The sequence below is a fragment of the Aliiroseovarius sp. genome (assembly GCF_965228805.1).
Lineage (GTDB): Bacteria > Pseudomonadota > Alphaproteobacteria > Rhodobacterales > Rhodobacteraceae > JASBTN01.
This window is the reverse complement of sequence record NZ_CBDDIE010000003.1, coordinates 548,528-563,570: the sequence shown is the minus strand read 5'-3', so window position 1 is coordinate 563,570 and position 15,043 is coordinate 548,528. Positions and strand designations below refer to the sequence as shown.

General features: G+C 63.2%; 16 protein-coding genes. 8 read left to right on the top strand and 8 right to left on the bottom strand.

Going from position 1 to position 15,043, the window contains the following annotated elements; genetic code table 11:
• Positions 1–7 precede the first annotated feature (7 nt).
• Positions 8–829, top strand: a complete 822-nt coding sequence (locus tag ACO07D_RS03925) for a 4-(cytidine 5'-diphospho)-2-C-methyl-D-erythritol kinase (protein ID WP_421704981.1) — start codon at positions 8–10, stop codon at positions 827–829.
• Between the two features lie 6 nt (positions 830–835).
• On the opposite strand, the gene ACO07D_RS03920 is transcribed toward ACO07D_RS03925, so the two are convergent.
• Entirely contained in the window at positions 836–1,831 is a 996-nt protein-coding gene (locus tag ACO07D_RS03920) for a polyprenyl synthetase family protein (RefSeq protein ID WP_421701650.1), read from the bottom strand.
• A gap of 80 nt (positions 1,832–1,911) precedes the next feature.
• Here ACO07D_RS03920 and ACO07D_RS03915 point away from each other — a divergent pair, with 80 nt between their 5' ends.
• The 3 genes from ACO07D_RS03915 to ACO07D_RS03905 all read left to right on the top strand — a co-directional run bounded on the left by ACO07D_RS03915 (position 1,912) and on the right by ACO07D_RS03905 (position 3,286).
• The gene (locus ACO07D_RS03915; protein WP_421701649.1) at positions 1,912–2,127 is read left to right on the top strand and encodes a DUF2007 domain-containing protein; all 216 of its coding nucleotides are present in this window, start codon (positions 1,912–1,914) and stop codon (positions 2,125–2,127) included.
• Between the two features lies 1 nt (position 2,128).
• Positions 2,129–2,890: a tRNA1(Val) (adenine(37)-N6)-methyltransferase gene (locus ACO07D_RS03910; protein WP_421701648.1), complete on the top strand. Its 762-nt coding sequence runs from the start codon at positions 2,129–2,131 to the stop codon at positions 2,888–2,890.
• Between the two features lie 222 nt (positions 2,891–3,112).
• Positions 3,113–3,286 (top strand): DUF465 domain-containing protein, encoded by a 174-nt coding sequence (locus ACO07D_RS03905; protein ID WP_421701647.1) that lies wholly within the window; start codon positions 3,113–3,115, stop codon positions 3,284–3,286.
• A 31-nt stretch (positions 3,287–3,317) separates the two neighbouring features.
• Here the strand turns inward: ACO07D_RS03905 and ACO07D_RS03900 are convergent, their stop codons facing one another.
• The 5 genes from ACO07D_RS03900 to ACO07D_RS03880 form a co-directional block, all read right to left on the bottom strand.
• The gene (locus ACO07D_RS03900) at positions 3,318–4,193 is read right to left on the bottom strand and encodes a DMT family transporter (protein ID WP_421701646.1); all 876 of its coding nucleotides are present in this window, start codon (positions 4,191–4,193) and stop codon (positions 3,318–3,320) included.
• A complete protein-coding gene (locus tag ACO07D_RS03895) occupies positions 4,190–5,137 on the bottom strand; it encodes a transcriptional regulator GcvA (protein ID WP_421701644.1) in 948 nt (315 codons plus the stop codon). Before ACO07D_RS03895 ends, ACO07D_RS03900 begins: the two co-directional genes overlap by 4 nt.
• Before the next feature lie 290 nt (positions 5,138–5,427).
• Entirely contained in the window at positions 5,428–6,150 is a 723-nt protein-coding gene (gene phbB, locus ACO07D_RS03890; RefSeq protein ID WP_421701643.1) for an acetoacetyl-CoA reductase, read from the bottom strand.
• 165 nt (positions 6,151–6,315) lie between these two features.
• A complete protein-coding gene (locus ACO07D_RS03885; RefSeq protein WP_421701642.1) occupies positions 6,316–7,494 on the bottom strand; it encodes an acetyl-CoA C-acetyltransferase in 1,179 nt (392 codons plus the stop codon).
• 234 nt (positions 7,495–7,728) lie between these two features.
• Positions 7,729–8,568: an EAL domain-containing protein gene (locus ACO07D_RS03880; RefSeq protein ID WP_421701641.1), complete on the bottom strand. Its 840-nt coding sequence runs from the start codon at positions 8,566–8,568 to the stop codon at positions 7,729–7,731.
• 131 nt (positions 8,569–8,699) lie between these two features.
• On the opposite strand from ACO07D_RS03880, the gene ACO07D_RS03875 reads away from it, so the two are divergent.
• Positions 8,700–9,263 (top strand): DNA-3-methyladenine glycosylase I, encoded by a 564-nt coding sequence (locus tag ACO07D_RS03875; RefSeq protein ID WP_421701640.1) that lies wholly within the window; start codon positions 8,700–8,702, stop codon positions 9,261–9,263.
• A 161-nt stretch (positions 9,264–9,424) separates the two neighbouring features.
• Entirely contained in the window at positions 9,425–10,591 is a 1,167-nt protein-coding gene (locus ACO07D_RS03870; protein ID WP_421701639.1) for an alpha-hydroxy acid oxidase, read from the top strand.
• A 215-nt stretch (positions 10,592–10,806) separates the two neighbouring features.
• On the opposite strand, the gene ACO07D_RS03865 is transcribed toward ACO07D_RS03870, so the two are convergent.
• The gene (locus ACO07D_RS03865; protein WP_421701638.1) at positions 10,807–11,949 is read right to left on the bottom strand and encodes an MFS transporter; all 1,143 of its coding nucleotides are present in this window, start codon (positions 11,947–11,949) and stop codon (positions 10,807–10,809) included.
• A 94-nt stretch (positions 11,950–12,043) separates the two neighbouring features.
• Between ACO07D_RS03865 and ACO07D_RS03860 the strand changes: the two genes are divergently transcribed.
• On the top strand, positions 12,044–13,345 hold the full coding sequence (locus ACO07D_RS03860; protein ID WP_421701637.1) for a PD-(D/E)XK nuclease family protein: 1,302 nt from the start codon (positions 12,044–12,046) through the stop codon (positions 13,343–13,345).
• A gap of 63 nt (positions 13,346–13,408) precedes the next feature.
• Positions 13,409–14,050 carry a 50S ribosomal protein L25/general stress protein Ctc gene (locus ACO07D_RS03855; RefSeq protein ID WP_421701636.1) on the top strand — a complete coding sequence of 214 codons (642 nt, stop codon included), beginning with the start codon at positions 13,409–13,411 and terminating at the stop codon, positions 14,048–14,050.
• A 248-nt stretch (positions 14,051–14,298) separates the two neighbouring features.
• Here ACO07D_RS03855 and ACO07D_RS03850 read toward each other — a convergent pair whose 3' ends face one another.
• Positions 14,299–14,982, bottom strand: coding sequence for an FkbM family methyltransferase (locus tag ACO07D_RS03850; RefSeq protein ID WP_421701635.1), 684 nt, complete (start codon positions 14,980–14,982; stop codon positions 14,299–14,301).
• Positions 14,983–15,043: the final 61 nt, after the last annotated feature.

The window sequence follows — 15,043 nt, the reverse complement described above, 5'->3', positions numbered from 1 at the left end:
CATGAGCATTCTCAAGGCCTTTGCCCCCGCCAAGGTAAACCTGACCCTGCATGTGACCGGGCAGCGGGCGGATGGCTATCATCTGCTCGACAGCCTGGTGGCCTTCGCCGATGTGGGCGACCGGGTGACTGTCATGCCGGCCGACAGCCTGTCGTTGGAGGTCACCGGGCCGATGGCCGACGGGGTGCCGACGGATGGGTCGAACCTGGTCATGAAAGCGGCGGACCTGTTTGGCGTGCCGGTGCGTATGGTTCTGTCGAAACACCTGCCAGCGGCGGCGGGGATCGGTGGCGGCAGTTCGGATGCGGCGGCGACGGTCCTGGCAATTGCCGATCTGCTGGAAGAAAAGCGCCTGCCGGATGTCTCCGTGCTGGGCGCGGATGTGCGGGTCTGCCTGCTGCGTCAGGCCGCGCGCATGTCGGGGATCGGCGAGGTGGTCGAACCGGTGGCAGGTCTGCCGGTGCTGCACGCGGTGTTGGTGAACCCGGGCGTGGATGTGCCCACGCCGACCGTGTTCAAGGCGCTGGAGCAGAAGAAGAACGCGCCCATGCCCAAACGTCTACCGCGCTGGAAGGACGCCGCCTCGCTGACCGATTGGCTCGCGACCCAGCGCAATGATCTGGAGGCGCCTGCCATTGCCCAGGCGCCGGTGATTGCCGAAGTGCTGGAGGCTTTGGACGGCTGCGAGGGCGCCACGCTCTCCCGCATGTCCGGTTCGGGTGCGACCTGTTTCGGCTTGTTCCCCACAACCGAGAAGGCCGCTCAGGCGGCAGAGCAGCTTGCGCAAACCCATCCGGGTTGGTGGGTGCAGGCGACAAAACTCAGCTGAAGTGGGTCAGTTCACCCGCGCCACCACATAGTCGGCAATATCCGTCAGCATCTGGCGGATATCCCCCTCGGGCAGTTGCGCCATGGCGGCCTTGGCCTTCTCGGCCCAGGCCAGCGCCTCCTGGCGGGTCTCTTCCAGCGCATTGTGCTTGTTCAGAAGCGCCAGCGCGGTCTCAAGGTCGCCCTCTTCCTGACGGCCCTTCTCGATCGTGCGGGTCCAGAAGGCGCGCTCTTCAGCATCCGCCTTGGCCACGGCCTTGATCACCGGCAGGGTCAGCTTGCGCTCGCGGAAGTCGTCGCCGATGTTCTTGCCGGTCGCGTCGCCGCCCCAGTAGTCCAGCAGGTCATCGACGATCTGGAAGGAAATCCCCAGCGCGTCGCCGTAGTCGAACAGAGCCTTCACATGGGCCTCGCCCGCACCGGCAATGACCCCACCCACTTCGGTTGCCGCCGAGAACAGCGCGGCGGTCTTGCCGCGCACGACCTGCAGATAGATGGCTTCATCCGTGGCCAGGTCCTGTGCGGCGGTCAACTGCAGCACCTCGCCTTCCGCGATTGTCGCCGAGGCGTTGGACAGGATGCGCAGCACCTCCAGCGAGCCGGTTTCGGTCATCAGCTGGAACGAGCGCGAGAACAGGTAGTCGCCGACCAACACGCTGGACTTGTTGTCCCAGAGCAGGTTGGCGGTCGGCCGCCCACGTCGCTGCGCACTTTCATCGACCACGTCGTCATGCAACAGGGTGGCGGTGTGGATGAACTCGACGGTGGCGGCCAGGTGCACGTGATAGGGGCCCTCGTAGCCACACATGCGCGCAGCGGCCAGGGTCAGCATCGGGCGCAGGCGCTTTCCGCCAGCCTCGACCAGATGCGCGGTGACCTCGGGAATGCGGGGGGCATGTTTCGATGCCATACGGGCGCGAATCAGTTCATTGACCGAATTCATGTCCTCGGCCAAATGTTTGCCCAGACGCTCATGCGGCTTGGTTGCGGCTTCGTCCAGCATCTTCACGTTCCCGTCACCCCGACCCGCCCTGGGGTCCTGTGTCTCGACAAACCCGGGGGTTTGCCCTTAAGTATCTGATCATGAAAGAGCTTCTGCGCACAACCAACCCGACGTTGATCCCCTACGCAACCGCCCTTCTTGCGGGCGAAGGTATAGACTGCTTTGCCATGGACGTCCATATGAGCACGCTTGAGGGATCAATAGGAATTTTACCTCGTCGCCTTATGGTCCGGGATCAGGACCTGTTTCGAGCCCGCGCGATCCTGCGGGACAATGACGTTGAACTGGAGGGTTAGTATGGGTTTTGCACGTGACGCGGTGACCGCGGACAAGTTTCTGGGCGGGGACGTTATGCTGTTCCAACCCCGCAATGGGTACCGCGCGGGGGTGGATCCCGTGTTTCTGGCCGCCTCAATCGCTGCGCATGAGGGTGAAAGCATCCTGGAGCTCGGCTGCGGCGTTGGCGCTGCTGCCCTGTGCCTGGGGCGCCGCGTTCCGGGGCTGCGCATCGTCGGCGTCGAACGGATGGAGGAATATGCCGACCTCTGTGACAAGAACGCGTTTGAAAACTCGATTCCGATGGATGTGCATCACTGCGACTTGACGCAGTTGCCTGATGCGGTGAAGGAAGAGAGCTTTGATCACGTCATCATGAACCCGCCCTATCACCTGCGCGATCGTGGCACCGTGGCGCCCGATCCGATCCGTGAGGCTGCCTTGGTCGAGGATACGCCGCTGCGTGACTGGGTTGATGTCGCGACCAAGCGTCTGAAGCACAAGGGTTTCCTGACCATGATCCAGAAGGCCGAGCGGTTGCCGGAAATCCTGGGCGCGATGGATGATCGCCTGGGGTCGGTGCTGGTCAAACCGCTCTGCCCGCGCGAAGGGCGTGCGGCGGTTCTGGTTTTGGTTCAGGCCCGCAAGGGCGGGCGCGGGGCGTTCCGCCTGGCCACACCGCTGATCCTGCATGACGGGGCTGAGCATGTGGGCGACGCGGAAAGCTACCGCCCCGAAGTCAGCGCGATCCTGCGCGACGGGGCGGCATTCCCGCTCTGGTAAACCTCCAGCAGTCCAGCTCTGCTCACCGCCCGGTGTCTGCTCCCGGCACGCATGCCGCGTGCGCGGGATCGCAACCGTGGCAAGAGAGCATAGCAGAACCCACACGGGAGTGGGTGGCGGAAGGTGCGACGTAATCGCCTCAATCTCTTTGCAACAGGCGCGTGACAAAGCTTTGAAAGTATGCTGCACTCGGTGGGCAAAACAGTCAGAGGAGATACGCCCATGAGCATGAGTTCGCATCTGGAAGAACTTCGGAAGAAACACGAACTCCTCTCTGAAAAGGTCGAAGAGGTGCAACGCGCGCCGGGATCGAGCGACCAGGAAATCAGCGAGCTGAAGAAGCAGAAACTCAAGCTCAAGGAAGAGATCGAGCGCCTGTCGACCGCCACCGCGTGACATGCGCAAAGGGGTGCCCTCGGCGCCCCGCTCACACCTTGGCGCTGGCCCGTGCGCTTGCATTCGCGGCCAGCGCAGCGCCCCCGGTGATCAATACCGCCGCAACCAGAAGGGGCCAGGTGGCTTGGGCCACACCGGCCAGGATCAAGGCCAGGGTCGACAGCAGAGGCGCTGCATAGGACGCCACGCCCAACAGTTGGATGTCGCCCCGTTTCACCCCCACATCCCAGACATAGAAAGCCAGCCCGACCGGGCCGAGCCCCAGTCCGAACACGGACGCCCAGCCGAGCGCGCCGACAGGCGCGACCGTCTCCTCCAGCGCCAGATGCGCGGCCCCTGACAGCACCGCGGTGGCCAGACAGAATACCGCGACCGAGGCGGTGGGGGTGTCGCCCAACCGGCGTGACAACACCGAATAGCCCGACCAGGTCAGCGCGCAGAGCGCGGCCAGGGCAAAGCCAGGCAGGGCGGAGCCATCGAACCCGGTCGCGCCACCCAGCACGATCAGCGCCGCGCCCGCAAAGCTGATTAATGCGCCCAACACATGGCCGCCGCGCAGGTGTTCTCCTGGCAAAAGTCCGGAAAACAGCACGATCAGCAGCGGCCAGAGATAGGCGATCAGCCCGGCTTCGGCTGCGGGGGCCATGCGCAGGGCCGAGAAATATAAGAAGTGATAGCCGAACAGCCCGGCTGTGCCGAAGGCATAGACGCGCCAGGAAATGCTACGCAGCACCCCGAATCCGCCCGTCATGCCGGTCCAGACCAACCCGATTATGCCGCCGATGGCAAAGCACATAGCGTTCAGCTGAAAGGGCGGCACCGGCGCGGACCCCACGGTGAACAGCGCCAGAAGTGCCCAGAGCAGCACGGCGACAAAGCCGATTCCAGTGGCCTGCCTGCGCGTCATGTGGCTGCGACGTCCGCGACCGGAACAAAGCTCAATGCGTCCGAGACATGGGCGGTTTTTTCCAGCTCGCTCAGCACCCAATCGCGAAAGGCCTTGATCTGGGGCCGGTCCTCGGCGCCCTTCTGGCACAGGAACCGGAATCGGGCCTGGCTGAGCAGCGCGATCTTGTAGGGCGCGACCAGCGTGCCCTCATGCAGGGCGCGCACCACCATCGCACGGCGGCCCAGTACCACGCCCGCCCCCGCAATGGCCGCATCCACCGCGTGGTCGGCTTGCGAGAATCGCGGGCCGTGTTCAGGTGCGAAATCCATGCCGACAGCGCGAAACCAGGTCGGCCAGTCGCAGGCCGGTTTCAGGAAGTCGATCGACTCGTCGAACAGGATGGGGGCGTCGCGCAGGCTTTCGGGGGTCGGATATTGGCGTGCCATTTCCGGGGTCATCACCGGCGTCATCCATTCCCGGCGCAGAGGCAGGGAATACAGCCCGCTGTCATCACCGCGGCCGAACCGGATCGCCACGTCTACCTCATCCCGGGTGAAATCCATCATACGCAGGCTGGCCGAGAAGCGCAGGTCGATATCCGGGTGGGCGCGGGCGAAATCGTAAAGTCGCGGGGCCAGCCATTTCGCGGTAAAGGCGGGGCCCGCTGTCACCGTCAGGGTGCGGTTGTCCTGCAGGCGCAGTGCGGCGCGCCAGGCGGTGGTCAGGGTCTCGAACCCGTCCTTGACGCCGGGGGCCAGAACCCGCCCGGCTTCGGTCAGTTCCACCGCACGATTGAGCCGATGAAACACCGGCGTGCCCAGATGCTGTTCCAGCGACTTGATCTGAAAGGACAGGGCGGCGGGGGTCACGTTCAACTCGGCCGCGGCCTCCTGAAACGACATGTGGCGGGCGGCGGCGTCAAAGGCGCGCAGGGCTGTGAGAGGGGGCAGGCGGTCAGACATGTCAGACAAGTATCACTTAACTGATTGGCTGTGAAGTCTCGTTTGTTTCTTTAGTGAGAGAGGCCCATGTTTAGGACAGTTCAGGAATGCTTGATAAAAGGAGAGCGCTGATGTTGGAAGCTGCAACCACCCCCGCCATGACGGCGATCTACGCCCGGGCCCATTACGAACGCGCCATGGCCGTGCGGGCCGCCTGGAACTGGCTGTTCCACCGCAAGGGCTGACAGGTCGCCGACGAAAAAGGGCCGGTCTTCGTGACCGGCCCTTCGGTTTTTCCAGAGGTGACAGTCTTACACGAAGAACTGCGCACCGTTGGCCGAGATGGTCGAGCCGTTGATGAACTCGCTGTCGTCAGCGGCCAGGAAGGCCACGCAACGGGCGATTTCCTCGGGTTCGCCCAGACGACCGGCCGGGATCTGACCGATGATCGCTTCGCGCACCTTCTCCGGCACGGCCATGACCATTTCGGTGCCGATATAGCCCGGGCAGATGGCATTGGCGGTGATGCCGAAACGCGCGCCTTCCTGGGCCAGAGATTTCACGATGCCCAGGTCGCCTGCCTTGGTGGCGGCATAGTTGACCTGGCCGAACTGGCCCTTCTGACCGTTGATCGAGCTGATCACGATGACACGGCCGAACTTGCGTTCACGCATGCCGGGCCAGATCGGGTGCACGGTGTTGAACACGCCGGTCAGGTTGGTGTCGATCACCTGCTGCCACTGGTCCTTGGTCATCTTGTGGAAGGGCGCGTCGCGGGTGATGCCCGCGTTGGCGACGACCACGTCGATCGGGCCCAGGTCGGCCTCGACCTTGGCGATGCCTTCGGCCGAGCTGTCATAGTCGCCGACATTCCACTTGTAGGTCTTGATGCCGGTCTCTTCGGTGAACTTGGCGGCGGCCTCGTCGTTCCCGGCATAGGTGGCGGCGACCTCGTAGCCGTCAGCCTTCAGTTTCTTGGAAATCGCAGCACCGATGCCGCGCGAGCCCCCGGTGACGAGTGCAACTTTAGCCATATGTCCCTCCAATTTGGCGAATCTCTTCCTCGGTAACTTGATTACTCAGAGAATTGCATGCGCGCAACATTATTGCGCAAACATTTTGCCGCGACGCAGCGTTTTTTACTTAACTGATACAAAAAAGGGCGCCGCAGCGCCCTTTTTCATGGCGTTTCCCAACCCTTACGGGCGCTCCAGGCACATTGCGACGCCCATGCCGCCACCGATGCAGAGCGTGGCCAGGCCCTTCTTGGCGTCCGAGCGCTTCATCTCGAACAGCAGGGTGTTCAGGATGCGGCAGCCCGAGGCGCCGATCGGGTGACCGATGGCGATCGCGCCGCCGTTCACGTTTACCTTGGCCGGATCCCAGTCCATGTCCTTGTTCACCGCGCAGGCCTGGGCCGCGAAGGCTTCGTTGGCCTCGACCAGGTCCAGGTCAGCGGCGTTCCAGCCGGCCTTGTCCAGCGCCTTGCGGCTTGCATGGATCGGGCCGACGCCCATGATCGACGGGTCCAGCCCGGCGGTGGCGTAGGAGGCGATGCGGGCCAGAGGCTCCAGGCCACGTTTCTCGGCTTCCTCGGCCGACATCAGCAGCACGGCGGCGGCGCCGTCGTTGATGCCCGAGGCGTTCGCGGCGGTCACGGTGCCGCCGTCACGCACGAAGGCGGGGCGCAGTTTCTGCATCGCTTCCATGGTGGCGCCGTGGCGGATGTATTCGTCCTGATCGACGATGATGTCGCCCTTGCGGGTCTTCACGGTGAAGGGCACGATCTCGTCGGCGAACTTGCCAGCTTTCTGAGCGGCTTCGGCCTTGTTCTGCGAGGCAACGGCGAATTCATCCTGCATGTCGCGGGTGATCTGCCACTGTTCGGCAACGTTCTCGGCGGTCTGCCCCATGTGGTAGCCGTTGAAAGCGTCCCACAACCCGTCCTTGATCATCGTGTCGATGAATTTCATGTCGCCCATCTTGTAGCCTGCGCGCAGGTGCGCGACGTGGGGGCTCAGCGACATGTTTTCCTGGCCGCCGGCGGCAACGATGCCCGCATCACCCAGCTGGATGTGCTGCGCGGCCAGCGCGACGGTGCGCAGGCCCGAACCGCAGACCTGGTTGATCGCCCAGGCGGCGCTTTCCTGCGGCAGCCCGGCGTTGATGTGCGCCTGGCGGGCCGGGTTCTGGCCTTGGCCTGCTTGCAGCACCTGGCCGAGGATGGTTTCGGAAACCTCTGCCTTGTCGATGCCGGCGCGCTCTACGATCGCCTCCAGCACGGCGGCGCCCAGGTCATGGGCCGGGGTGTTGGCGAACGAGCCCGAGAAGCTGCCAACGGCAGTCCGGGCGGCGGAAACGATAACGACATTGGTCATGATGTGGTCCTCTACCTCGTGTCAGTGACGTTGCGGTCACAGTACGGGTGCCCCCTGAACAGGAACAGCCCGAATCCTCCTTCCGCGGCATTCCGTCAGGATGGGCATATGCTGCGTTGCAGAAAAAATCAACCCGCGCTTGCGCGGGCTGACGGATTTGAAGGGAAAGGCGACGGTATTCAACCCTGCGCCCCCGTTTGGACGGGGCGTTCGCGCGTCGCTTGATGCGCCGGATCAGGCGTGGGCGCGCTGGTCTTCCTGTTTCCACCAGGGGCGTATGGTCGGTGCGCCGAAGAAATAGCCCTGCATGCAATCCACCCCGATCGAGGCCAGGAATTCTGCATCCTCCAGCGTCTCGACGCTTTCGGCCACGGTGAACATGTCGAAATGGCGTGCCACCGACAGAAGCGCCTGGGTCAGCACCTGGTTGTCCGGGCTCGAGTGGATGTCCTTGATGAACTCGCCGTCGATCTTGAGGATGTCGAAATAGAAATCCTTGAGATAGCGGAAGGCGGTATAGCCCGAGCCGAAATCATCCAGGGCGAAGGAGATGCCGCGCGACTGCAGATCGGCCATGAAGACCTGGACCAGGTCCGGCATGACAATCGCGGTGCGTTCGGTGATCTCGAGGATCAACCGCTCGCCGATCAGCGGGTCATGCGCCAGCCAGTGTTTCATCGTCTCGTTCCAGCGCGGATAGCCGATGGAACGGGCCGACATGTTGATCGACAGGCGCAAGCTGGGCTCATCCGCCAGGGACATCAGCCCCTTTTCCAGCGCCAGCGTATCCAGAACTCGACCGATTTCCTGGTTTTCGACCACGTCGATGAAATCCTTCGCGGGGATCACCCGGCCGCTGTCGTCCAGCACGCGGATCAGCCCTTCGTAGAAAGCCACCTGTTCGGGGCGGGCCGCCTGGACCACGGGCTGGTAGGCCAGTTCGATCTGTTTGGCGCCGACGGCCTTGCGCACCATCTCCAGCGTGTCCTTGTCACGTTGGTTGATCGCGTGATCGAGCGGGCTGCTCCAGACCGCTTCGGGATCGCCTGCCCCCATCTTCATGTGCTCGCTCATCCGACATCTCTCCAATTCAGGTTGGGACATCATGGCGCCTCATCTGCTAAAAACCTGTAAAAGACGGGATTTGCCCTTATTTTTAACGGTTTTGGGCGCGTTCGGTTAAGGGCTTGAAAACAGGGAAAAAGATGGAACGGTGCGGTTGGTGCGGCGAAGATGCGCTGTATTGCGAATATCATGACACTGAATGGGGCGTGCCGGAACGGGACGGAAGGGCCCTGTGGGAGAAGCTGATTCTCGACGGGTTCCAGGCCGGGCTCAGCTGGATCACCATCCTGCGCAAGCGGGAGGCCTTTCGCGCCGCGTTCCAGGGGTTCGAGCCCGAAATCATCGCAACCTGGGGCGAGGCTGAGGTCGCCCGACTGCTGGCCGATCCCGGTATCGTGCGCCATCGCGGCAAGATCGAGGCGACCATCGGCAACGCGCAAGCCTACCTGGATCTGGGCGGGGCCGATGCCTTTCGCGACATGATCTGGGCCTATGTGGATGGGCAGCCGATCCAGAACGCTTTTGCCACCCTGGCAGAGGTGCCTGCCCAGACGGCTTTGTCGCAGCAGGTGTCCAGGGATTTGAAGAGGGCAGGGTTCCGTTTCTGCGGTCCAACCATCGTTTATGCCTGGATGCAGGCCTGCGGTCTGGTGAACGACCACTTGGTGAACTGTCCCCGGCATCAGGCCGTGAAGGGGCTCTAACCCCTTCCTGATCTTCGCATTTACCTTCCCGCCTGTCGCCGAAATCGTGTTGCCCGACCGGCGGCGATTGGGGCGCTTTGCCACGGGGCAAACCAATTCATTGCCTACGCCGAAAGTCTCTGGTAAGAAAACTTGACCAATTTTCCGAGAGGGAGTCGCCCATGCCCGTGATCACCGAGATCGAAGACCTCAAGCGCATCTACAAGCGCCGGGTGCCGAAGATGTTCTATGACTATGCCGAAAGCGGCAGCTGGACCGAGCAGACCTTTCGCGAGAACAGCTCGGATTTCGACCAGCTCTACTTCCGCCAGCGGGTGGCGGTGGACATGGACGGCCGTTCGACCGCGACGCAGATGATCGGGCAGGACGTGTCGATGCCGGTGGCGCTGGCCCCGGTCGGGCTCACCGGCATGCAGGATGCGGATGGCGAGATCAAGGCCGCCCGTGCGGCCGAGAAGTTCGGCGTGCCCTTTACCCTCTCGACCATGTCGATCTGTTCGATCGAGGATGTGGCCGAGCACACGACCAAGCCCTTCTGGTTCCAGGTCTATACGCTGAAGGATGACGATTTCATGCAGCGGCTGTTCGACCGGGCCAAGGCGGCGGGCTGCGATACGGTGGTGATCACGGTCGACCTGCAGATGCTGGGTCAGCGGCACAAGGACCTGAAGAACGGCCTGTCCGCCCCGCCGAAACTGACCATTCCCACCATGCTGAACCTGGCGACCAAGTGGCGCTGGGGCCTGGGCATGCTGGGCACCAAGCGGCGCTTCTTCGGCAATATCGTCGGCCATGCGGACGGGGTCGAGGATCCGTCGTCGCTCGCCACCTGGACCGCCGAGGCCTTCGATCCCTCGCTCGACTGGGACCGCATTCGCCAGTTCCGCAAGATGTGGGACGGTAAGCTGATCATCAAGGGCATCATGGAGGCGGTGGATGCGCGCGAGGCGCTGAACGTCGGCGCCGACGCGATCATCGTGTCGAACCATGGCGGGCGGCAGCTTGATGGCGCGCTGAGTTCCATCCGCGCCCTGCCTGAGATCATGGATGCCGTCGGCGACAAGATCGAAGTGCATCTGGACAGCGGCATTCGCTCGGGCCAGGACGTGCTGAAGGCCGTCGCGATGGGGGCCAAGGGCACCTATATCGGCCGTGCCTTCGTCTACGGTCTGGGTGCGATGGGTGAGGCCGGCGTGACCAAGACGTTGGAGGTGATCCAGAAGGAGCTGGAGATCTCCATGGCCTTCTGCGGTCACACGGATATCAACACCGTGGACCGCTCGATCCTGCGCATTCCGAAAGGGTTCGTGGGCGACTGGCAAGATTGAGGGGCGCGGCGCTTCGAGAGTGATTCACCTGGAGCCGCGCAGCGTCATGCTGAAAGCATGCCACAGGCATGACGCGCCCGACCCTCCCCACGGGAGGGCGCATTGCGACGTATCAAACCTAACCGAAGTTGACTTTGGTGCGGGCGGCTTGGATCAAACTCAGGCAGCGAAGGCGCCCACCCAGGGTCGGGCGCGTCGCCGCTGCTCACCGCGCTCTATACCCGCTCCGACCGCCTGAGCATCAGGCTCAGCAGGGGTACCGCGGTCAGCACGGCCGCGATGAACAGGAATGAAATGCGCAGGCTGGTCGCCTCGGCGATGAAGCCGACGATCGGCGGGCCCACGAAGAAGCCGAAATAGCCCACCACCGCGGCGCGGGAGATGGCGCGGGCGCGCATCTCGTCCGCCACGCGCGCACCGACCATGGCAAAGGCCATCGGTGCAATGACCGAGACACCCAACCCCAGCACGCCGAAGCCCAGGTAGGCCACCCAAGGTGCTGGCGCAAGCGCGGCCAGAACCGAGCCCGCCGCCGACAGCAGCGAGGCCAGCACCACCACCGTGGCCGGGCGCCAGCGTGCGGCCACCAGTTGCCCGCCAAATCGGCCAAAGCCCATGGTCAGGCCCAGCACAGCGGGGCCAAGCGCGCCCTCGGCCGCGCCACCATGCAGGGTGCGTTCGATATGCAGCGCCGACCAACCCTCGACCGCGTTTTCCGACATGAAACCGGCAAAGATGATTGCCCCGCCCCAGAACACGGCGGGGGGCAGGCGGCCGGGGGCAGGGGTGACCTCGTGGGCCGACTCTTCGATGCGTGACTGCAGGGCGCCCCAGGCCAGGGCCAGCACCACCAGGAATAGCCCGCCGAACACTTGCGCAGGTGTTGCGCCAGCCTCCCGCGCAAAGCCGGTCACCAGCGCCGAACCCGCATAGGCAAAGGAAAACATCGCGTGGTTGAGGTTCATCAGCGACTGGCCCGAGCGCGCCTCGATCAGGGACAGCCGTGCATTCATCACCACGTCCAACAGGCCCGAGGCCGCACCGGCAAAAATCATCAGACCGCCGAACCAGAGGATCGAGCTGACATGCATCGGTGCCTGGAAGCTCAGCCCCAACAGCACCGCTGCCACGGCCATGGCCACCCGTCCGAACCGCGCGTCAAAGACGGGTGCCAACCACATCGCCGTCACCGCCCCGGTGGCCGAGGCCAACAAGACCCAGCCGAACTGCGCATCCGAGGCGCCGATTCCTGCCTTCAGCACCGGGGCAAAGGCGGCGAAGGCACCCCAGAAAATGCCCTCGGCGGCAAAGGCGGGCAGGGTGCGACGGGACAAACGAAGGGCGGTTGCTATGCTCATATGCCAAGCGCTGGCACGGGGTTTTCTCCAAAGCAAGTTTCAAAGTTGACAGCACTGTTAAGCCCGCTAGTTTCGCGTATAGGTGGAGGTTCCCATGAAACAGGTGACAGACAGCGCCAAGATCGAACTGGTGTTGGCGGCTACGGATGCGCAGGGCTTTAAGGCAGTTGAGAAACGTGTCGGTGTGTTCTGCCCGTTCGAGGCCATCGGCATGGTACATCAGGAGATCCGGCACTCCACTTTCCTGGCCTATTGCCTGGATCCCAAGAATCCGCATGGGTTCGGTGACCGGTTGTTGCGGGAGTTTCTCCGATTGGTGGTCGCGGTCGCGCCTGATGAATCTCCCAATGCGTTGGATCTGTCACGTTTGCAGTTTGACCGCGCCGAGATCCTGCGTGAATGGCGGCGTATTGATCTGCTGATCCGCATCCCCACCCTGCACGGAAAAGCAAATGAGCTGATCATCGCGGTGGAGCAGAAAATTCATGCGGTCGAGGGAAAAGGGCAGTTGGAGCGCTATCGCACTCTGTTGAACGAAAGCTTCCCGGGCGCAGATATTCGCCTGATCTTCCTTCCCAAGGACGAGACGATGCCGCAGGGAGATGAGGTGGAATACTGGGGGCTCTTATCCCTGAAAACGGTGGTGGACAAGCTGGCGCCGGTCGTGCGCGGGGAACTTTGCGATGTTTCTGGAGCCGAGCTTTTTGCCCAATACGTGGCCATGTTGAGGAGGCATATCATGCCCGACACCGAGCTTGAACGCACCATTCGCCAGCTGTGGCGTGACCACGGTGCAGCCCTTGAGTTGTTGATGGAGTATCGGCCGGACCTGGAGCGTGAGGTCATTGAAGCGCTGGAGGCGGATTCTGACAAGCTCACGGTCTCTCTGCCCGACAGAAAAGGCACCTTGGCTTTCAGTAAAGACGATAGCGCGGGGCGTTTCCTGCGCTTTTGTGTCGATACATGGGATGACAAGCCGCACATGCGCGCAGGGGATGGAACTTGGGCAAAGTCAAAACGCCTGTTGATGATCGAGTTGCAGGTACAGAACCAGACGGCTCTTACCAAGTTGGTCCTTGGTCCCGGTGACACAGCGGCCCGGCAAGCCCTGTTCGATGTGCTGTCGGCCGCGGGATCGGGCATCAAGGTCGGGGGCAGAAAAAATTTCCTCTCGGCGAAGTGGAAGATATTCGCCTCGAAACAGCTTCTTTCCAAGACAAGCTTTTCAAACCACAATCAGGATGGGAAGGCCCCCTCGGAAATCGCCGAGAAGATTGCGATGGAATTCGCCAGATACTGGGAAAGGCACTTGCCAAAGGTGCAGAAAGCACTGGAAGACGCTTGGGGTGTTGTCGGCCAACAAACCTCTTCCCATCCACCCGATTCCCGGCTATAGGCAGCGCTTCACGCGGGGTTACAGCCTTGGAGGAGCCCCGCCCAAACTGAAGGATATATACCAATGGCTCGTGAGATTCCGAATCTTGAAGCTACGGTGCGTGCGGGGACGGGCAAGGGCGCCGCTCGCCAGGCGCGTCGTGACGGCCTCGTTCCCGGCATCGTTTATGGTGGCGAGGGCGAACCCCAGGCCATCAACCTGAAATACAACGACCTGTTCAAGAAGCTGAAAGCTGGTCGTTTCCTGTCGACCCTGTGGAACCTGAAGGTCGAAGGTCAGGAAGATGTGCGCGTGATCTGCCGCGGCGTGCAGCGTGACGTGGTCAAGGACCTGCCGACCCACGTGGACCTGATGCGCCTGAAGCGTACCAGCAAGGTGAACCTGTTCATCCACGTCGAGTTCATCAACGAAGAAGAAGCCCCCGGCATCAAGAAGGGCGGCGTTCTGACCGTGGTGCGTTCGGAAGTCGAACTGCGCGTGACCGCCGGCGACATCCCGGAAAAGATCGTCTGCGACCTGACCGGCCGCGAAGTGGGCGACGTGATCCACATCTCGGACATCCCGCTGCCGGAAGGCGCCAAGCCGACCATCGACCGCGACTTCGTCGTGGCCAACATCTCGGCGCCCAGCTCGCTGCGTTCGTCGGATGATGAAGAAGGCGAAAACGGCGAAGAGGCCGTCGAAGAGGCCGCCGCCGAAGAATAATCTTCACGGACAGTGGAGTGATGGAAAGCGGGGCCCTCGGGTCCCGTTTTTTGTTGCAACCCGCCACCCGGCCCGGGCTCCCACCCTGGCAGACCGGGCGCATGGGGAGGGACCTGTGGCCACCCACCCCGCCCGGACCGGGCAGCGCAGCCAGCCGGGTGCAACCGTGCAACCGGGCACCTGCCGCGCGCGTAGTGCGCGGCCCCCCTGCATCAATTCTTTTGCAAAAGAATTCCCTGGCGCGGGCGTCACTCCGGGGCCGGAAGAACACGTTGCAATGTCACCACCTCGCCGCGTGTGCCCCATGGCATGTAGGTGAAGCCCGCCCGGCTCAGTGCATCGAACATCGCCTTGACCTTGGTGGGGCCGTATTGGCGGGTGTGGATTTCCATGATCAACAGACGCACGCAGGCGGGCCAGTCGCGCTCGCAGAGTTCGAGTTCGGCGCCTTCCACGTCCATCACCACCACCGTCGGCTGCACCTCCTCCAGCAGGTCGGTCAGGCGCAGGGCTGGCACCTCGACCACATTGTCACCGGTCGCCTCGCCCGCCAGGGACGAGGCCCAGAACGCCTCGCTGACCCGGAACCGCACGGTTTCACCGGCGTAGCGATCGGCGACAACCGCGCCGTGGCGCAGGTCCACGTCGCGCGCACCATTGCTGTCGAGGTTCTTGCGCAGCACGTCCAGCATGGCGGGGCTCGCCTCGACGCTGACCACGTTCTCGCCGCCGATGCGCTGGGCGGACAGGATCGACAGATAACCCGCCCCCGCGCCCAGCTCCAGCACCCGGTCGCCGCGCTCCAGGTGGCGTTTCAGCGCGGATTTCTCGTTCCATTCGTAATGCCCGCTTTCCAGGCCGCGGATCAGGGGCGGGGTCAGGCAATGGCCGGGCACGCGCAGCTTGATCCCGTCGATATTGAAACTCGCCACGTTGCTTTCCTCTGCTCTTGCCTCTCCTGCCCCCGAACCATTACGCTGCGTGCGCGAAAAG